The following is a 20320-nucleotide window of genomic DNA, read 5'->3' on the forward strand; positions in this document are numbered from 1 at the left end:
AGTAACGATATCACTTCGTTACTGGCTTTTTTGTTTGGATAATAAAGGTCAAAATAATTATATTATTTGTTTAAATAGTAATTTATCTGTATTATTGTTGTTGTAGCAATAGTTTGTTTAGCTACTTTTTTTATTGAATTTTCCCCCAGGGGTTTCAATGTTTAAATACCTAAAGGTAAGGTTATGCCCATTTATCATAGACTTGGAAAATTGCCTCCCAAAAGGCATACTCAATTTCGGAAAGTGCTTGATAATACACTCTATTATGAGGAACTGTTTGGCACCATAGGTTTTGAGGGTATGTCCTCACTACTTTACCATACACACCGGCCCACCCAGGTAAGGAAAGTGGGCCAGGCCTACGACGTTTCGCCTAAGGTGGTGGTGGCCAACAACCTAACCATGCGCAAGTTCATAGGGTTTGGAGTAGCCCCTGCAGCAGACTATCTGGAAAGTAGAATACCAGTTTTGGTAAATGCAGATGTACTCATAGGTCTGGCGGCTCCCATGAGACGACCCATGACTTATTTTTATAAAAATGCAGATGCTGACGAATTATTATTTATCCATAAGGGAAGCGGTCGCATGCTCAGTTTTTTTGGAGAGCTCCCCTTTGTTGAAGGAGATTACCTGCTTATTCCAAGGGGGGTAATTTATCAGATAGACTTCGATACGGACGAAAATAGACTGCTTTATTTAGAATCACGCATTCCTATCTATACCCCTAAGCGATACCGAAACTATTTCGGACAGCTTCAGGAGCATGCTCCTTATTGCGAACGCGATTATATTTTGCCTCAAAATCTGATTACCTACGATGAGCGGGGATCATTTTTGATAAAAATAAAAAAGCAAAATCAGATACACCCTCTGGAATATGTCACGCATCCTTTCGATGTAGTGGGTTGGGATGGATACAATTATCCCTGGGGATTTTCTATTCATAATTTTGAGCCTATAACCGGGCGCATCCATCAGCCACCACCCGTGCATCAGACCTTTGAAACTACAGCGTTTGTAGTTTGTTCCTTCTGTCCACGCCTGTACGATTACCACCCTCTTGCCATTCCTGCACCCTATAATCACAGTAATGTAGATTCGGACGAAGTCCTCTATTATGTAGATGGGGACTTTATGAGTCGAAACGATATTGAACAAGGGCATATTACATTGCACCCAGGAGGTATCCCACATGGTCCGCACCCTGGCGCCTATGAGCGGAGTATAGGAAAAAAGCAAACCCAGGAACTGGCCGTCATGATAGATACTTTTCGTCCGCTTATGCTCACGGAAGCTGCCATGCAGCTCGATGACGGAGTTTATTACAAAAGTTGGCTGGATGATTAGCCGGTTAAGCATTTTAGATGGAGACCTTAAATTGTCAAAAATATCATGGAAACTTTGCAGAATGAAAGGCAAATGAAATCTTCTTCCGAGGACTTTTTGCCCATTAATGGTACTGATTATGTCGAACTTTATGTCAGTAATGCGTTGCAATCGGCACATTATTTTCAAAATGCCTTTGGTTTTCAGCCCTTGGCTATGGCAGGCCTGGAAACGGGATTGAATGATCGGGAATCCTATGTGGTGGTTCAGGGGAAAATCAGGCTGGTGCTCACCTCCCCCCTGCATGGTGGTACCGACATTGGCCAACATATCGACTTACATGGAGACGGAGTGAAGGTAATAGCCTTATGGGTAGAGGATGCTCGGAAAGCCTTTCAAGAGACGACAAGCAGAGGGGGTAAAGCGTATATGGAACCCATTAGGGAGACCGATGACCAGGGGGAAGTGCTGCGTTCTGGTATCCACACTTACGGAGATACGGTGCATGTCTTTGTAGAGCGAAAGAATTATAATGGCGTCTTTCTGCCGGGTTTTGTTCCCTGGAATCCGGAGCATCGACCCTCCCCAGTAGGGCTGGAGTATATAGACCATATGGTAGGCAATGTAGGATGGAACGAAATGAATACCTGGGTTTCATTTTATGAACGGGTTATGGGGTTTACTACCATGGCCTCCTTTGACGATAAGGACATCTCTACCCAATATACCGCGCTAATGAGTAAGGTTATGAGCAATGGAAACGGGCGTATTAAGTTCCCTATAAACGAACCTGCAGAGGGGAAAAAGAAATCTCAGGTAGAAGAATATCTGGAGTTTTATGGAGGGGCCGGGGTGCAGCATATAGCGGTTGCCACCCATGATATCTTAGCTACGGTTGGTAAGCTCAAGGAGAGGGGGGTGACCTTCTTAAAGATCCCGGGCACCTACTACGAGGAACTGGTGAGCCGGGTAGGGGAGATAGATGAGGACCTAGCCGAACTCAGAGAACTGGGTATATTGGTTGATAGGGATGACGAAGGGTATCTGTTGCAAATCTTTACCCAACCCATCATGCCACGACCTACGCTATTCTTCGAGATTATTCAGAGAAAGGGTGCGAAATCTTTTGGAAAAGGGAATTTTAAGGCCCTTTTTGAAGCTATAGAAAGAGAACAAATGCAGAGAGGTACCCTTTAACTATGAATAGGATACGATGATGGACCAGCAATATAACCTATATACTGAGGCCGACCAGCTCATGTGGAAAAGGCTTTATAACCGACAGATGGAAATCCTTCCTACCATTGCCAGTAAAGGCTATTTGGAAGGTATCGATAAAGTAAAATTTGTGGCCGACCATATTCCTAATTTTGCCCAGGAGACAAATCCTGCCCTAAGAGCCCTTACGGGCTGGGAAGTGTATGTCGTTCCGGGCCTCATTCCACATCAGGAGTTCTATACCCATTTGTATCGCAAACAATTTCCCGCTAGTAGCTGGCTACGCCAACCCGATCAGCAGGATTATCTGGAGGAGCCAGATATGTTCCATGACAGCTTTGGTCATGTTCCGTTACTAAGCAATCCCGATTTTTGTAATTTTATGGCTCATCTCAGTGAAGTTGCCCTTCGCTTTATCGATCAGGAAGATGCTCTACAGCGACTTTCCCGACTATATTGGTATACTGTAGAATTCGGCTTGATCCGGGAGGAAGGTAAACTGAAGATATATGGAGGAGGTATCCTCTCTTCAGCAGGGGAAAGCTTGTATTGTCTGGGTCCAACTATTCCCAAACTTGATTTTGACCTCTCTCAGGTCCTGAGCACTCCGTACTATATCGATCATTATCAGCAGCATTATTTCGTTATAGACTCTTATGAGCAACTTTACAATTCTATCCAGGACCTAGAAGACAACTTACAAACGTATGTAGGAACTTGAAATGAATATCTTTTCTTTAATTTTACCCACAGGCAATGAAAAATAAGCGCCCATGGCTTGATATCCCGGAAGAGTCGGATTTTTCTTTACAGAATCTTCCCTACGGTATATTTTGTAGGCCATCTTCGATACCAGTTCTGGGAGTGGCCATAGGGAATTATATCATTGATATGAATATGGCCTGCCAAAAGGGGGTTTTTCAGGATTTTCCTTTGGACCAAAATGTTTTTGAAAGATCCACTCTCAACGATTTCATAGCTATGGGGCGACCTTACTGGACTTATATCCGGACGGTGCTTCAGGAGCAACTTTGCAATAGAGACTCAACCTTGGCTCAGTGGGCGAGTCTGATTTTGGTGAAGCAGGCAGAGGTGCACATGCTTTTGCCTATACAGGTCGGAGATTATACCGATTTTTACTCCAGTCAAGAGCACGCTTTAGCCGTCGGGAAATTGTTTCGTCCTCATCAACCCCTGATGCCCAATTGGAAGCACCTTCCGGTGGCTTACCATGGTCGTGCTTCATCTATCATAAGTTCGCATAGCCCTGTGCGTAGGCCCTGGGGGCAGGTGCTAAGCGATGAATCGGCAGAGCCTATATATACACCTACCCGAGAGTTGGATTATGAGCTGGAGCTCGCTTTTGTGGTGGGCAAGGATTCGGAGTTGGGGCAGCCCATCACTTCTGAGGAGGCCGAAGCATATATCTTCGGGGTATTGCTATTCAATGACTGGTCGGCTCGTGACTTGCAACGCTGGGAATATCAGCCGTTAGGGCCCTTTACCAGTAAAAATTTTGCCTCTAGTATTTCACCTTGGGTGGTAACACTGGATGCGCTGGAAGCGTTTCGTTCCCCTCCAGTAAAGCAATTTCCTAAGCCGCTAGAATATCTTGAGGATCCGACACGTAGGGGATTCGACATTGAGCTTTCCGTGTCTCTTCGCCCCAAGAATGGTTCATGGTATCCACTTGCCCGTACTAATTCTTCTTATTTATATTGGACCATTAGCCAGCAATTAGCGCATCATACCGTAAGTGGGTGCAACCTTAAAATTGGAGACTTATTGGCCACAGGGACAATTAGCGGTCCAACCAAAGGGATGGAAGGATGTTTACTGGAGGCTACAGCCGGGGGGAAAGAACCTGTCTTATTGGACGATGTTCATAGCCGCCACTATCTGGAAGACGGAGATGAGATCCTGATTAAGGGATACTGTCAGGGACCGAGTGGACGAATTGGTTTTGGAAATCTTCAGACCCGTATCCTACCGGCCCATACCTAAGAAGTAGACTACAGCTCCCCAGGATTTTCGTCCGCAACGTACTTGGTGCGAGAAAAAAACTATAAATAGTTTAAATTAACTCTGTTAAACGAATGTGCGTTTCATACGGTTATGTAGTCAGGATCCTATATTATCAAGAAATTGAAGCTTATGAAGACAATAGACCCTTTGGAAATAAGCCCCAGGGCATTTTATAAACATATGACTGCTTCGGTAGCACCCCGGCCTATCGCATTCGCCAGCACGGTAGATTCCCAAGGTAGAGTCAACCTTAGTCCTTTTAGTTTTTTTAATATGATGGGAATTGACCCACCCATCATCGCCCTGGCACCCAACCGACGAGGTGCTGATCAAAGCCAGAAACATACGGCCCTCAATGTAAATGAGGTGCCGGAAATAGTCATTAATATGGTCACCAGCTCGATGGTTAATCAAATATCACTGGCCAGTGCCGAATTTGCTCGAGGGGTGAATGAATTTGAAAAGGCAGGATTTACGGAATTACCCGCCGTCAGAGTAGCTCCGCCCCGGGTGAAGGAATCTCCAGTGCAGTTAGAATGCAGGGTTTTCGATATCATCGAGAAAGGATCCATGCAGTTAATTCTTGCTGAGGTGATTTTGGGCCATTTTTCAGACGAACTTTTTGATTCCAACGGACAAATCGACCAACTTAAAACCGACTGGGTAGCACGGCTGGGAGGCGATTGGTTTTCGCATACCAGGGGGGAGTCCTTATTCCAAGTGCCCCGTCCCCAGATGGGAATTGGCTTTGATGGTTTACCATTTTCTGTTCGTAACTCAAGGATACTGACTGGGAACGACCTGGGTCTTTTGGCCAGTGTTTCCGCCCTGCCCAACCTGCAGACAGTTAAGAATTTTGGGCAGCTAGAGTCTTTTAAAAGGTTAGTGGATGCCTCCGAATCCGGGTGTCAATATATGCCCGACCTGGTACATTGGGAGGCTCAAAAATTATTGCACAATGGACAAATTGAGGAGGCTTGGCTTCTGCTGTTGCAGGTATGCTGAGCAGCTGAGGCCGGCACCAGTGGTGCCGGCAGCTAGCCTCCTGTGTGTATGGTGCAAAGGTATTTAGTGGTTGTGAAGCTTTAATAATTAGTTGATTTTGACAAATGGCAATGAAATCTTTTGCCCCGTATTGTACAGGAGCTGAAGGGTATATTGATCTTCAGGAAGTTGCTGTATATTGATTTCTGCGGTATCGGATTTTCCTGGCCGGTTTACTATCTGGCCACTCTTATTGAAAATTTGAATTTCCGAAACCTGGCTCCATGTGGCATCCTCGATCTTCAAGAAGGCACGCGCCGGGTTGGGGTAAAGAACGGGACCGGAATCGGGAGAAAACAGTACGGCCAGCAGTCGGCTGTAGGCATATGAGCCGTCTGCATCTACCATTTTAAGGCGATAAATATTTTCGCCCAATTGTGGTTGGTGATCGACAAACTGATAGTTCTGCTGAGATACATGGGAAACTCCGGTGCTGGATATATTGCCAATGACATACCAAGATTTGTCGGCATTCATTTTTTCTATCTCAAACCGATCACTATTAATTTCCTGGGCGGTTTTCCAATGAAGCTTTACCTTTGTTTCTTCCACCTGGCCTTCAAAAGTTATCAGCGTTACAGGAAGAGGCTGGCTAACTTTGAGCGAAGTGGTCATATTCTGTTGGGGGCATCCGCTTCGGTTAATCTGCGTGGTATACGTGTAAATGCCTTCCGCGGAGGGGGCCGTAAAGGTAATAGATGATCCGACTACGTTATTGACACCGGCTCCATCCCATTTGAGAAACACCCGATCGCACTCTTCCCCTTGGCATGTTGGTTTTATCGTAACGGTTTCTCCAGGTTTTACCGGCTGAAGGGTTTGCTGATTTACTACAAAGTTACATGGTAAATAGGGGTCGGTATTCCATACATTATCCCAGTACCCATAATCCTGCATTTTAATAGAAACAGGATTCACATCACTGGAGGCCCAATTTCCCCCACCTTGATTATACCAGTCATCAAATAAATATCGGTCATTAAAAACCTCAGGAAAAATATTAGCATCCCGTGCAGCCTTCCTCGCAGGCGGACTATAAGGTTGCATAATATATTTGGCTTTTACTGTAGCCAAAGCTCTGGATACATAGCTCATTTGAGCGTCATGAAAGTGCATAGCCAAATGCACATAATTGACTCCATGCTTAAAGGCTCTGTCTATCCACTCATCGGCTAAGGCCGGATCTAGGGTTTGCTGTCCCTTAGGCTCTCCTAAGTCTTCCGGGTCGAATTCTATCGCAGCAATTTTATTAGGGGCCGAACCTTTGATGACATCTACCCCGGAAATTTTACGCCATAAATCATATTGATTGGTGCCGTCTGAAGTATATACGCCATCGGCTAGATCTAGAGCGAGAGGTACAGAGCTGGTGTGCATATGGCGCACGTTGCCTTGTCCCCCTCCTAAATCCGAGATGAAATACAGGACCTTCAGGGTTGAACTATGGCTCTTTACCAGACTGTGAAACTCTTTAAACATACGTAAGAGTCCCCACGCAGCAAATCGGTGGAAATCCCGACCCATATCCGTGTTCCAGTAGGTATCTCCTGGCAATGGCGCCGACTGACGCTCATAGGAGGTGCTGCCCCAGGTAATTTTATCCTGCCCGGGATACCGTTTCTTCAGGAAGGTATCTCTCCAGGACTGGCTGGATGCGTTCTCGTATAAACCTACATAGGTGGTATTATTGACGATCAGATTAGGTGCCAGATATTCTTCAGAGGCACTATTGCCCATCTGAACGTAAAGGATGTTTTTGTAATAAGGTTTTATGCTTTTCAAGGCATCATCAACAAAGGCCAGAAATTTATTCTTGGTTTGATCGGAATACATGGAAGGGCAGGTGAAGGCAATCATCTGTTGTACCGCACTTCCATTGGAGGTTCTGGCGACTTCATCCTGAGAGAGATAGCTGTCGTTCCAGTAGCCCGGTCTTTGGTAGGGGAAATGTAGGGCTACTTTCATTCCCGGTTTCAGGTTGATGATGGCCGCTACAGCCTGGGCAAGCTTATCACCTGAATACTGTCCCTGAATGGGCTCATATTGATTCCATTCGATATGCAGCCTGACACAGGTAACTGAAGCATCCTGGCCTAAGTAGGTTAGCTGAGCAAATTTATTAATATACTGCCATTGGTTGGGGTTTATTCCATTGTCACTGTTTCGATCAAAGCCGTATCCGGTAGTATTTAAAACAATTTCCCTCTGAGCTTTTACGTCAATAATACCCAGACAGGAGATAAGAATAAATACCATGATAGTTCGAAGGCAGACCTTGAGCAGGTTCGAATGACCTGTGCCGTTTTGGTAAAAATTTCCCATGAAAAAATGTTGAAAACTAAAGAATATGCTAATAGAAAAGGATATGAGTTGCTAAACAATTGGCTAAACTGTGTCTTGAATATTCAAAAAAGAAGAGGGGTGCATGTAGGATTTATTTATCCTGATTTTCAAAAGTATAAAAGAATTGCGACAAAAGATATTAATTACTTTAAATTTAACCTAGAATTAAAGTAGGATGGATAGTAGAGCATATACTAGCATGCCTAAGGGTATTCTAGTATTAATTTATTTGCTAAATGGAATTGAGGTGGATTCACTGCTATGATGCAAAAAAAAGGCAGCCCAATTTCTGGGCTGCCTTTTACGATATTATATAATATCGGAGATGCAAAAGCAAGGGGAAAGCGGGTGTTTATGGCATTCCCTATTCCAACTTGGTCTTATACTAGTTTTTTGTATTTGATCCGGGTTGGAGTCGCTTCCGTGCCGAGGCGTTTCTTCCGGTTTATTTCGTATTCTGAAAAATTTCCTTCGAACCAGTAGACCTGTGAGTCACCCTCAAATGCAAGGATATGTGTTGCCACACGATCGAGGAACCACCGGTCGTGGGAGATGATTACGGCGCATCCTGCAAAATTCTCAAGACCTTCTTCCAGAGCCCTGAGCGTATTCACATCCAGATCGTTGGTGGGTTCATCGAGAAGGAGGAGGTTTCCACCTTCCTTAAGCGTCATGGCAAGATGGACCCGGTTTCTTTCTCCACCCGACAAGGTTGCCACTTTTTTCTCCTGATCACCTCCTGAGAAGTTAAATCGGCTCACGTAGGCCCGAGCATTGGTTTGTTTTCCTCCCAGCATTACCCAGTCGTTTCCGTCTGCAATGTTCTGATAAACCGTTTTCTCTTGATCGAGCTGGTCGTGTTCCTGATCTACATAGGCCAGCTGTACGGTATCGCCCACTTCGAAATGTCCGGAGGTGGGTTTAAGCTGTCCGGTAATAAGCTTAAAGAGGGTTGTTTTACCGGCTCCGTTGGGTCCGATTATTCCCACAATTCCTGCGGGAGGCAGGGCGAAATTCAGGTCTTCGTAGAGCAAACGGTCGCCGAAGGCCATGGACACTCCATGTGCTTCTATAACCTTGTTGCCCAAACGGGGGCCGGCCGGGATAAATATCTCCAATTTGTCTTCTTTGGATTTAGTCTCTTCTCCCAGTAGTTTTTCATAAGCACCCAAACGAGCCTTTGATTTGGCTTGACGAGCCTTAGGTGCCATACGCACCCACTCCAACTCGCGTTGAAGGGTCTTTTGCCTCTTGGATTCGGTTTTTTCTTCTTTCTGGAGCCGTTCTTGCTTTTGCTCTAGCCAGGAGGTATAATTTCCTTTCCAAGGAATACCTTCGCCCCGGTCGAGTTCCAGGATCCAGCCCGCCACGTTATCGAGGAAGTAACGATCGTGAGTTACTGCAATTACGGTGCCTTTATATTGTCGCAAATGCTCTTCTAGCCAAAGAACGGATTCTGCATCCAAATGGTTGGTAGGTTCATCGAGTAGGAGTACATCGGGCTGGCGCAGCAGGAGCCGGCATAAGGCTACCCGGCGTTTTTCACCTCCCGAGAGGGTCGATACCAGCGTGTCTGAGGGAGGACAACGCAGGGCATCCATAGCGATTTCCAGTCGGTTGTCCAGATTCCAGGCGTCTGTGGCATCCAGTTTTTCCTGGACTTCACCCTGGCGGGCAAGAAGTTTGTCGAAGTCGGGGTCTTCACCACCAAATGCCTCGTTGATTTCTTCAAACTCTTTTAACAAATCAACAATTTCTTGTACACCTTCTTCGACGACTTCGCGAACGGTTTTTTGTGGATCCAGAATTGGCTCTTGCTCGAGCATGCCTACCGAATAGCCGGGAGAAAATACCACATCGCCTTGAATATCTTTGTCAATACCAGCTATAATGCGCAGAAGGGTAGATTTTCCGGATCCATTGAGGCCGAGCACTCCAATTTTTGCACCATAAAAAAATGATAAATAAATGTTTTTGATAATATGTCGGTTAGGTGGAATCACCTTACTCACCCCAGACATCGAGAAAATAATGGTTTCGTTACTCATTTTTTAGTTAATTTGTGCGTAACAAATATCGTTATATATTCCCTACACTTAGCAGATAAAATTGAAATAATGGAAAATGCCACGTTGAATGATGAATACGGCTATGTCTTAGACAGCAAAGTATTTTTAAAAGGTTATCTGGAATTTCCAGACAGGCAAATTGGAGAAGTAAAAAGGACGGAACAAGAAGCGATCGATTATTTCAAGAATCGATTCAATATTGTCCTTAACAAGGTTGAACTGCTTGAAAAAGAGATAGATGAGGCCCAAAACAAGGGCTCTTATCTTACGAAGCTGATTCAACTACAGCGGAAGCTGAAAACCTTTGACGCTTTGGGTGATTTTATCCCCCTGCTTAAGCGTTTGGAAGAAAAGGAGGTGTATCTTAAGAGCTTAATTGGTGTTAACCAGTTAAAAAATCTCGAGATTAAAAGGGCTTTAATTGAAGATGTTAAGGCTGCTGCCGCCATTGAAGATTATGCCGAAGCCACTGAAGAAATTCAACAGGTAAAGGCAAAATGGATCCGTACGGGTCCTGTCGAAAAAGAATTTCAAGAAGAGGTAGAGTCTAGTTTTCAGGAAATTTTAGATAATTTCTTCCAAAAAAGAAGGGATTATTTCGACGAGCAGAACAGGATTAATCAGGAGCGTATCGATCAGTATGAGGCTTTAATTAAACAGACTAAAACCTTGAGCTATGCCAAGGATTTAGATGAGGCTTATCACAAGGCTAGAGAAATTCGCAGTGCTTGGAATAATGTAGGAGAGGTTCCTCCGAAGCGCTTTTTCAAAGTTAATAAGGCTTATCGGCACTTCCTTAAGTTGTTTTATGATAAATATAACCTCGCCAAGGGCATAGAGCCAAAGGTACGGGTAGATCCCCGTGTACTAGAGCAGCAGAAATTGCTTCAGGAGGCAGAGCAGCTACTACGTCAGCCCAATATAGTTGCCGCCGCGGGAGAGGCCAAAGTCCTGCTTAGCAAATGGAAAGAAATAAAAATTCCCTATAAGCTCGTTGACAAGGAGGTAGCTGAGCGTTTCCGGATGGTATGTGATAAAATATTTGAGTTAAGCTATTTAGCGCGGGTAATTTCTCGTAAATATCCGGCCTTTGAGCTGAAGAGCCAGGAGGAGCAGTTGCGCACCAAGCATCGAGAACTAGAATGGCTGGCCAAGCGGGAGAAAAGCGATCTTGAATTTGCTATTCTGGAGTTTGACCGGACTGCGACCGGAGATATGGATATCGACAAACCCGCAATGGGACGTATCAATATCCAGAAGCGCAAAGTGGCTATGAAAGAAAGGATCCTGTCTGAGTTTGAGCGCAAACTGAAATCCTTAAGTTAATTTACTTGCGAAGGGACGACCCTTGTATAATGAGATTTGAAGGTAATACCCTGGTTTCGAAAGAGACTGGGGTATTATTGCTTTCTATCAGATCTAGGAGCAAAGAGGTAGCCTGCTGCCCCATTTCGAACGAGGGCTGGGTGACGGAACTAACCGGCGGTGCCATAAGCTTGGACATGGCCAGATCACAAAAACCGATTACTGCTACATCATCGGGCATCCGATACCCCAATTGGCGCAGGGCTAGATGTATGCCTATGGTGATACGCTCACTGGCTCCGAAAATAGCATCGGGGCGGTCCCGCATGGCCATCAGCTGATAGGTGCGTTCCGTTCCTCCCGCCTGGGTAATTTCTGAATAGAGCATCCATTCATCGCGTATTTCAATGTCGTGCTTCCGCAGGGCATCTAAGTATCCCTCCAGCCGGTTTCGGCTTATGGATACTTGCTGCGGACCTGCAATATGGGCGATGCGCCGGCAGCCCTGGGCGATCAGGTGTTCTGTAGCTTCAAATGAACCCTTATAATCATCCACTCGGACCTTATGACTCGCCATACGCTCGCTTACTCGATCGAAGTAGACCACAGGAATTCCCTGCTCCTGTAGATCATTGAAATGGTCAGTATTTTCTGATTGACTGCTAATGGCCACTACCAGGCCATCGACACGACGTTGTGCCAGGTGTTTGGTAACGGCTAACTCCCGTTCGAGCTGTTCGTGACTCTGATAGATCATCGTATGATAGCCACGACTGTAGGCAATGTCTTCAATCCCCCCGATTACGGAAGAATAAAAACGGTTGGCTATATCAGGAACGATCACTCCTATTGTCTGAGTCTTATTTTTTAATAAACTCAGGGCAATAGGATTGGGAGCATATTGCAGCTCTTCAGCCAATTCGAGCACTCTCTTTTTGGTTTCTTCACTTATTTCTGAACTGTCCCGCAAGGCCCGGGATACCGTTGACTTGGAAACATGGAGAATTCTGGCAATTTCTTTAATCGTTACGGTAGGTCTCTTCATGACTGCAATAGCGGAATAGTTCAATATTTATAGATGGTCTTAAAATCGTAACAATTACAACTTGTTGCAAAATTACGAATTTCCTCGCTCTTGTCCCGGAAAAATTGCGCTCTTGGGAACGGTTCCGGGAACGGTTGCGTAAATTTATTGATTTTTTTCAAGATTTATTTTTGCATTACATCGATATCTGCCTTAACATAGGTACAAGATTGGAAAAGTCAATACTGTATTTCGAAAAGGCTTTCCTTGAAATTTTCAATTATTAACCTATATAATGTTCTTTATGGAAGCGACTACTTTTACTCCTGCGATGATCTCTGGTGTAGGGCAAAAACATGCCCTGGAAAGTCTATTCGGACGCGTTGTTTCGAAGGGTGATTATTATGCATTTCGTGAGTTGTTTACCAATCACTACCGTTGCTTATGCAATTATGCGATGCGGGTGGTAGATACCCGGGAAATAGCTGAAGAAGTGGTGGCTGATGTATTCGTGAAACTTTGGAAAAATCGGGAGCAAATCGAAGTGCATACTTCTTTTCAGGCCTATATCTACCGGGCGGTACGAAATCAGGCTCTGGACTATCTCAAATTGAAACTTCACAGGCAGTACGAAAAGGAGTCACTGGAGTCGATTCAATGGAGCATGAGCCATGCGGATCATTTTTCACCTATGGATGAATTGGCCTTTAACGAGACTTACAACCATATAGAGCGCTGCATTCAGGCTCTACCTTGCCAGTGCCAGGCAATCTTTCGTATGAGTCGTGAAGAAGGGCTTCGCTACAAAGACATCGCAGAGAAGCTTAATATTTCGGTAAAAACTGTGGAAACACAAATGAGTCGTGCCTTGAAAGTTCTGCGTGAGCGTGTTCCTGCTCATCGCTTGGTGGCTTAAATTTGCCGGAAGAAGACTTTCAGCGGGGTTTACGCTTATATTCTGATATCTTAAAAATTACAAAACCGGGAGGTTTTTATCCTCTAATAATTATATGTCTTTAGAACAAACATGGCGCTGGTTCGGGCCCTCAGATCCGGTCTCCCTGGCTGATATACGGCAGGCAGGTGCCACAGGAATAGTCTCGGCTCTACACCATATCCCCAATGGAAAGGTATGGGAAGTGGCCGAAATTATGGAAAGAAAAAACCAGATTGAAGCGGCAGGACTTACCTGGTCGGTGGTGGAAAGCATACCCGTACATGAATCTATCAAAACGCGTACTGGGTCGTTCCAGACCTATATAGAACATTATAAGCAGTCCTTGCTCAATCTGGGAAGCTGCGGAATCGATACCGTGTGCTATAACTTTATGCCTATTCTGGATTGGACCCGCACCGATCTGGATGCGCCTATGAAGGATGGTTCTACGGGGCTACGATTCGATGCCACCCAGTTCGAAGCATTTGATTTGTATTTGTTAAAGAGACCCGAAGCGGAGCAAATCTATACCCCACAGCAGAAGGAAAAAGCGGCGAAATGGCTGGAAGGAGCCTCCCAGGAGGCCATAGATGGACTGGTACGCAACATCATAGCCGGACTACCCGGCTCCGAAGAAAGTTTCGGTATAGATTCGTTCAGAGAGGTGCTCAGGACTTATCAGCATGTAGGAGATCTGGAATTACGGACACATTTGTATCAGTTCATTCAGGAAATCGGGCCCGTGGCCGTTCAGGCTGGAATCAATTTAGCAATCCATCCCGACGATCCTCCCTATCCTATTCTAGGTTTGCCAAGGGTAGTAAGCACCGAGCAAGATGCACAGATGCTTCTGAAAGCCTTCGATTACCAAAATAATGGCTTGTGTTTCTGTACGGGCTCTTACGGAGTTCGTCCCGACAATGATCTGAGTGGGATGGTAAGCCGCATGGGTAACCGCATCCATTTTATTCACCTGCGAGCCACCCATCGGGAAGCAGACGGTAGCTTCTATGAGGCTGATCATCTGGATGGAGATGTGGATATGTATGCGGTAATGAAGGAATTAGTTCTAGAGCAACGAAGAAGAATTAAAGAGGGACGGGCAGACCATCGGATGCCCTTCCGTCCCGACCATGGGCATCGTATGCTAGACGATCTTTCGGCTACCAAACGTACCAACCCGGGCTATACAGCCATCGGAAGACTAAGAGGCCTGGCTGAACTTCGGGGGTTGGAATATGGAATCAACAGAAGCCTATAAAGTAATCCGTGCCGGGGCAAATACTTCTGCCCCGGCATTACATCTAAATTTTATATATGAGCAACGTTTCTACATCCACCGTACAGAAAACTTTTATAGATGAGGATTTCCTTCTGAAATCAGAATCTGCCAAAAGGCTATATCATGATTATGCGAAAGATATGCCGATCATTGATTATCACTGTCACCTACCTCCCGATCAGATCGCGGCGGATAAGCAGTTTGATAATCTCACCCAAATTTGGCTTTATGGCGACCATTATAAATGGAGAGCCATGCGGGCCAATGGAATTAATGAAAGGTACTGTACCGGCGATGCAAGTGACTGGGAAAAATTTCAGCAGTGGGCTGCTACCGTTCCATATACTATGCGGAATCCCTTGTACCACTGGACTCATTTAGAACTATTACGGTATTTCGATATAGATATCCTTCTGAACGCAGACTCTGCCCAGGAAATATATGAAGAGTGTTCTGCCAAATTAAAGCGTCCGGAATTCAGGGTGCAGGCCTTATTGAAAAAGATGAATGTAAAGGTAATCTGTACGACAGACGACCCTAACGATACTTTGGAATACCATAAGCGGATAGCTGCCAGTGAGCTGGGGATCGATGTGCTTCCTACCTTTAGGCCCGACAAGGCGATGTTACTTATCGATGAGCCAGAGGCATTTATATCCTATCTTTCGGTACTCGCGTCACTTACAGGCGGACAGTCTATCGAAAGCTATGAAGCCCTATTAGGTGCACTTGAAAAACGCCATGATTTTTTTGCTGCTATGGGAGGGAAGTTGTCCGACCATGGTTTATCCCATATTTATGCGAGCCTGGACCGGGAAGCCGCAGCCCGGGCCATGGCTAAATCTTTAAGAGGGGAGCTGGCGTCGGAGTCGGATCGGACTGCCTTCAAATCGGTCTTGCTTCACGATTTGGCTAAAATGGATCATGCCAAAGGGTGGACGCAACAGTTTCATCTTGGGGCCCTGCGAAATAATAACGCCAGAGCTCTCCGGGAGCTAGGCCCCGATACGGGCTGGGACTCCATTGGGGACTACAGTCAAGCCGAAAATTTATCGTCGTTTCTGAATACCTTGGACTCCACCAATCAGTTGGCCAAAACGATTCTTTATAACCTGAATCCTGCCGACAACGAGGTGCTGGCAACCATGACGGGTAACTATAACGACGGAACCATTGCTGGCAAAATGCAGTTTGGGTCGGGCTGGTGGTTCCTGGACCAGAAAGATGGAATGGAGAAACAAATGAATACTTTGTCCAATATGGGACTACTTAGCCGCTTCGTCGGTATGCTTACCGATTCACGAAGTTTTCTCTCATATCCCCGACATGAATATTTCAGAAGAATACTCTGCAACCTTATCGGTAACGATATCGAAAGCGGTGAACTACCCAATGACATCCCTTGGTTAGGGAAAATGGTTTCCGATATTTCTTATAATAATGCCAAAGATTACTTTGGATTCTGATAGGTAAAATGTTGCTACAGAAATTAAAATAATTTAAAATAGCCCTCTACTCAGTGTTTTGGGCTATTTTTGTTTTGACTATTTTAGATTATTTAAAATAAAATTTTACCTAATCCAACACCCGGATGCCGAGCGTTTGCGTGTAGATTATATTATGTTATGGCAGATTTTATATCATTTGGAGAGGTCCTGATGCGACTTTCCACCCCCGGATTTTCCCGGTTCGAACAGGCCCGGCAGATGGATGTGACCTATGCCGGAGGCGAAGCCAATGTGTCCACCGCCTTGGCCTATTGGGGCCATAAAACGGCCCATGTTACCCGTTTCCCCGACTCGCCCATAGGCCGAGCAGCCAGTCAATATCTTCGCTATCATGGTCAGGATACTTCCCATATCGTTTTTGGAGGATCCAGGATGGCACTTTATTTTCTAGAAACAGGTGCTGCCCTAAGGGGAAGCCAAATCGTTTACGACCGGGCCAACTCCTCTCTGGCAGAAATAACACCAGATGATGTTAACTGGGAGGAAATTCTGAAGGATGCCAAATGGTTTCACTGGGCGGGCATTACTCCTGCACTTTCGCAGGGAGCCGCCGACACGCTTCTGGCCGGGATTAAAGTGGCCCGGAAATATGGGTTAACCGTGTCCGGTGACATATTTTATAGGGCAAACCTATGGAAATATGGTAAAAGACCCGCTGATATACTGCCTGAACTGACAGAGGGTACCGATGTTGTAATCGCCAATGAAATCAATATAAGGGAGATATTTGGGATAGAATGCTCCGATTTTGTAGAGGGTAGTAAAAAGTTACAGGCAGCTTACCCTCAGGTTAAAATGGTGGTAGACACCAAGCGCACCTCTTTGAGTGCCTCGCATAACCTATTACGTGCCCTGATGTGGACAGGGACAGAGTTGCTGGAAACGGCTGATATCGATATCAATCCCATCGTGGACCGGGTAGGCGGGGGAGATTCCTTTATTGCAGGTCTAATTCATGGTCTCATTCGCTTCGATGACCCGCAAAAGGCCCTGGAGTTTGGCGTAGCTGCTTCCGCCCTGAAACATACCATAGAAGGGGATGCTCTGATATCTACGGAAGCCGAAGTAGAAGCCATCCGTCAAGGTGAAACCTCTGGAAGAATAAAAAGATAAGCCTTTTCTGCTATTCTCACTTTCGCTGAGCCGGGGAGGTTCAGCTTTAATTATAACGCATCATTATGAATCAATCCTTAATAGACCTTCACGAAATCGGAATTCTGCCTTTGTACTTTAGTGCCGATCCGGAACTGGCCAAAAAAATTGTTAAGGCAAGCTATGACGGCGGAGCCCGGGTATTCGAATTTACCAATCGTGGAGAGAATGCTTTAGACGTTTTCGTAGAAGTGCTGGCCTATGTTAAAGAAAATTTGCCTGATATGGGTTTCGGAATTGGAACGATCTATGACGTAGCCACCGCTCAGAAATTTATAGATGCGGGAACAGATTATATCGTCACCCCTTGTTTGAATCCGGCTGTAGGAGCATTATGCCAGAAGGCGGGGATTCCCTGGATACCCGGAGTTACTACCCTTACCGAAATTTATAATGCCCGTCAAGCTGGGGCCGAAGTAGTGAAGTTATTCCCTGGAGATGTGGTAGGATCAAAATTTGTAAAGGCTATCAAAGGTCCTATGGCCGATGTAAAAATAATGGTTACAGGCGGTGTGCAACCCACTGCTGAGAGTATTGGTGAGTGGTTTGGTGCTGGAGCTTATGCGGTAGGCCTAGGCTCTAATCTTTTCCCCAAAGAGGTTATAGAAGCACAAGACTTTGCCTGGATTCAGAAAAAGGTGGCCGATAGCATTGCCTTGGTCAAATCATTTAGAGAAGGCCAGGGAGCCAAAGCTTAGGCCTATGGCGAGCAAAGAAGGGGGGACTCATCAACGCGTTTGGTGTGTCCCCCCTTCTTCAGTTAGCTGGAGCGCATTGGGTATGGTTCATAATTATATCTTCATCTAATTGAAACCACAATAGATTCCGCTATACTTTATTAGTAATGGTTTTCGGAGAAGCGGGCGAGACGAGGTATTTTGAGTCAGAATTTTTTGGTATAATTTAGTATTTAGGGTATTTGTTTGTTAAAATTATAAGCCAGGAAGCTGGAGAATTTATCTTAAAGGGGCTTTGGGTACTTGTGCTCATTTTAAAACTTACTAACTTCGCTTCATAACAGCTAGGTGATCGTAACAATGGACCAAAAATTAACTTTTTCTAAAATACACTTTATCTCAATAGGCGGTAGCGTTATGCACAATCTGGCTATCGACCTGCATCAAAAAGGAATTCAAATTTCTGGTTCTGACGATGAAATATACGAGCCATCTTCCAGTCGATTGGCGGGGCAGGGTCTGTTGCCTGAGCAGATGGGCTGGTTTCCAGACCGGATTACCCCAGACTTAGATGCCGTAATTTTAGGTATGCACGCCCGTGCCGACAATCCCGAACTGGCCAAGGCTCGAGCATTAGGATTAAAAGTATATTCATATCCAGAGTTTATTTTCGAGCATAGCCAGAATAAACAGCGGGTAGTAATTGCGGGAAGTCATGGCAAAACATCGATCACTTCCATGATCTTGCATGTTTTGAGATATAATAACCGGCTATTTGACTATTTGGTAGGAGCGCAGATTGAGGGCTTTGATAATATGGTAAAGCTTAGTGAGGATGCGCCTTTAATAGTAATAGAGGGAGACGAATATTTTACATCTCCCCTGGATAAAACTCCTAAGTTTATGCACTATCATCCCCATATAGCCTTGGTGAGTGGTATTGCCTGGGACCATTATAATGTATTTGCTACTTGGGAAGATTACGTGAAGCAGTTTGAGAGCTTGGCCGACAGTATTCCTAAGGCTGGAGCCATTGTATTTGATGAAACAGATAATATGCTGGATGTGATCGGCCGAAAGGGCCGTGCCGATGTCGCTGCTATACCCTATAGTGCACATCCTTCCAAAATTGTAGGCGGCAAGACCTTTTTGTTTACCGCAAACCAGGAATTAATTCCTGTACTGGTATTTGGTGATCATAATATGAAAAATATTAGTGGTGCCAAAGAGGTTTGCGAAAGATTGGGAATTGTAGAGTCGGACTTTTATAAAGCCATTAGTAGTTTTAAAGGGGCTTCTAAAAGGCTAGAATTGCTGGGGAACCAACAAGATGTGCATGTCTACCGCGACTTCGCCCATGCTCCTTCCAAAGTAGAAGCTACAACTCAGGCAGTAAAGGCACAGTTCCCAGATAGCCGATTGGTGGCCTGTGCTGAGCTGCACACCTTTAGCAGTTTAAACAAGTCCTTTATGAGCCAATATCGTCGTAAGCTTAATGCGGCCGACGTAGCAGTGGTATATTTCGATCCGCATACTTTAGAAAGTAAGCGCCTCGAAGCCCTAACCGAAACGGATATTAAACAGGCTTTTAAAAGAGATGATTTATTAGTCTTTACCGATCCTGAGGCCTTAAAAGACTATTTGATGAGCCTGTCGTGGGATCACACCAATTTATTGTTGATGAGCTCCGGTACTTTTGGAGGACTGGATTTGAAAGCCTTAACGAAGCACATTCTGGAATAGCTCAATTAATCAATATAAAAGCTTATACACGCAGTATGAATAACATGAAATCAATTGTGGTTTATTGCGGGGCGAACCCCGGGATTAACCCCATTTATGCCCAGCAGGCTTACCGGCTGGGAGAGGTGCTCGCTGCCAAAGGTATTCGGGTCATATATGGGGGAGGGAATCTAGGGTTGATGGGTAAGGTAGCCAATGGAGCCATTGAAAACGAAGGAGCCGTTACAGGCATAATCCCCAATTTTCTCGCTAAACTGGAAGTGGCTCATCAAACCTTAACTGAGCTGCATCTGGTAGATACCATGCACGAAAGAAAGGCCAAAATGGTGGCCGTGTCTGATGCGGTGATTGCTCTCCCTGGTGGCTATGGCACCTTCGATGAGCTTTTTGAGATTCTAACCTGGTCGCAGCTCAAGATATTTACCGGCCCTATTGGTCTCTTAAATACTAATGGTTACTATGATTTATTATTGCAGCAGCTCGATAAAATGGTGGAAGAAGGATTTTTGCAACCACATAATAGATCCTTGTTGCTGGTAGATTCTGATATTGAGGGTCTACTGATCCAGATGGAGAGCCATATAGCCAGAGTGGGTGGAAATAAGAACCTCGATCGATCGTTATATGTTGATGACGGCGACGGTTCCACTCCTTAAGCCTCTTCTTT

General features: G+C 45.2%; 16 protein-coding genes. 13 read left to right on the forward strand and 3 right to left on the reverse strand.

All coding sequences use genetic code 11. From position 1 onward, the window contains the following. Positions 1 to 183 precede the first annotated feature (183 nt). From X939_RS0108035 to X939_RS0108055, 5 genes are all read left to right on the forward strand, one after another. Positions 184 to 1347, forward strand: a complete 1164-nt coding sequence (locus tag X939_RS0108035; RefSeq protein WP_025762746.1) for a homogentisate 1,2-dioxygenase — start codon at positions 184 to 186, stop codon at positions 1345 to 1347. A gap of 45 nt (positions 1348 to 1392) precedes the next feature. Then, the gene (hppD, locus tag X939_RS0108040; protein ID WP_025762747.1) at positions 1393 to 2523 is read left to right on the forward strand and encodes a 4-hydroxyphenylpyruvate dioxygenase; all 1131 of its coding nucleotides are present in this window, start codon (positions 1393 to 1395) and stop codon (positions 2521 to 2523) included. Between the two features lie 19 nt (positions 2524 to 2542). Continuing rightward, a complete protein-coding gene (locus X939_RS0108045) occupies positions 2543 to 3265 on the forward strand; it encodes a phenylalanine 4-monooxygenase (protein WP_025762748.1) in 723 nt (240 codons plus the stop codon). A 35-nt stretch (positions 3266 to 3300) separates the two neighbouring features. Further along, positions 3301 to 4548, forward strand: a complete 1248-nt coding sequence (fahA, locus tag X939_RS0108050; protein WP_025762749.1) for a fumarylacetoacetase — start codon at positions 3301 to 3303, stop codon at positions 4546 to 4548. 150 nt (positions 4549 to 4698) lie between these two features. Continuing rightward, positions 4699 to 5574 carry a flavin reductase family protein gene (locus X939_RS0108055; protein WP_025762750.1) on the forward strand — a complete coding sequence of 292 codons (876 nt, stop codon included), beginning with the start codon at positions 4699 to 4701 and terminating at the stop codon, positions 5572 to 5574. 87 nt (positions 5575 to 5661) lie between these two features. Here X939_RS0108055 and X939_RS0108060 read toward each other — a convergent pair whose 3' ends face one another. Both X939_RS0108060 and ettA read right to left on the reverse strand, forming a co-directional pair. Next, positions 5662 to 7935, reverse strand: coding sequence for a T9SS type A sorting domain-containing protein (locus X939_RS0108060; RefSeq protein ID WP_025762751.1), 2274 nt, complete (start codon positions 7933 to 7935; stop codon positions 5662 to 5664). Positions 7936 to 8336: 401 nt separating this feature from the next. Beyond that, positions 8337 to 10004 (reverse strand): energy-dependent translational throttle protein EttA, encoded by a 1668-nt coding sequence (ettA, locus tag X939_RS0108070; RefSeq protein ID WP_025762753.1) that lies wholly within the window; start codon positions 10002 to 10004, stop codon positions 8337 to 8339. A 69-nt stretch (positions 10005 to 10073) separates the two neighbouring features. On the opposite strand from ettA, the gene X939_RS0108075 reads away from it, so the two are divergent. Next, positions 10074 to 11351 (forward strand): DUF349 domain-containing protein, encoded by a 1278-nt coding sequence (locus X939_RS0108075; protein ID WP_025762754.1) that lies wholly within the window; start codon positions 10074 to 10076, stop codon positions 11349 to 11351. 1 nt (position 11352) lies between these two features. Here the strand turns inward: X939_RS0108075 and X939_RS0108080 are convergent, their stop codons facing one another. After that, complete coding sequence (locus X939_RS0108080) at positions 11353 to 12375, reverse strand: LacI family DNA-binding transcriptional regulator (protein WP_025762755.1); 1023 nt, start codon at positions 12373 to 12375, stop codon at positions 11353 to 11355. A 283-nt stretch (positions 12376 to 12658) separates the two neighbouring features. Here X939_RS0108080 and X939_RS0108085 point away from each other — a divergent pair, with 283 nt between their 5' ends. The 7 genes from X939_RS0108085 (at position 12659) to X939_RS0108115 (ending at position 20309) form a co-directional block, all read left to right on the forward strand. Next, on the forward strand, positions 12659 to 13270 hold the full coding sequence (locus X939_RS0108085; RefSeq protein WP_025762756.1) for an RNA polymerase sigma-70 factor: 612 nt from the start codon (positions 12659 to 12661) through the stop codon (positions 13268 to 13270). A gap of 94 nt (positions 13271 to 13364) precedes the next feature. Further along, positions 13365 to 14552, forward strand: coding sequence for a mannonate dehydratase (uxuA, locus tag X939_RS0108090; RefSeq protein WP_025762757.1), 1188 nt, complete (start codon positions 13365 to 13367; stop codon positions 14550 to 14552). Between the two features lie 56 nt (positions 14553 to 14608). Then, positions 14609 to 16039: a glucuronate isomerase gene (gene uxaC / locus X939_RS0108095; RefSeq protein ID WP_025762758.1), complete on the forward strand. Its 1431-nt coding sequence runs from the start codon at positions 14609 to 14611 to the stop codon at positions 16037 to 16039. A 159-nt stretch (positions 16040 to 16198) separates the two neighbouring features. Beyond that, a complete protein-coding gene (locus X939_RS0108100; protein ID WP_025762759.1) occupies positions 16199 to 17194 on the forward strand; it encodes a sugar kinase in 996 nt (331 codons plus the stop codon). A gap of 65 nt (positions 17195 to 17259) precedes the next feature. Then, positions 17260 to 17931, forward strand: coding sequence for a bifunctional 4-hydroxy-2-oxoglutarate aldolase/2-dehydro-3-deoxy-phosphogluconate aldolase (locus tag X939_RS0108105; protein ID WP_044198825.1), 672 nt, complete (start codon positions 17260 to 17262; stop codon positions 17929 to 17931). A gap of 339 nt (positions 17932 to 18270) precedes the next feature. Continuing rightward, on the forward strand, positions 18271 to 19653 hold the full coding sequence (locus X939_RS0108110) for a UDP-N-acetylmuramate--L-alanine ligase (protein ID WP_084299362.1): 1383 nt from the start codon (positions 18271 to 18273) through the stop codon (positions 19651 to 19653). A 44-nt stretch (positions 19654 to 19697) separates the two neighbouring features. After that, positions 19698 to 20309: an LOG family protein gene (locus X939_RS0108115; RefSeq protein WP_025762762.1), complete on the forward strand. Its 612-nt coding sequence runs from the start codon at positions 19698 to 19700 to the stop codon at positions 20307 to 20309. The last annotated feature ends 11 nt before the right edge of the window (positions 20310 to 20320 follow it).

The sequence above is a fragment of the Dyadobacter tibetensis Y620-1 genome (assembly GCF_000566685.1).
GTDB classification, from domain to species: Bacteria; Bacteroidota; Bacteroidia; order Cytophagales; family Spirosomataceae; genus Dyadobacter; species Dyadobacter tibetensis.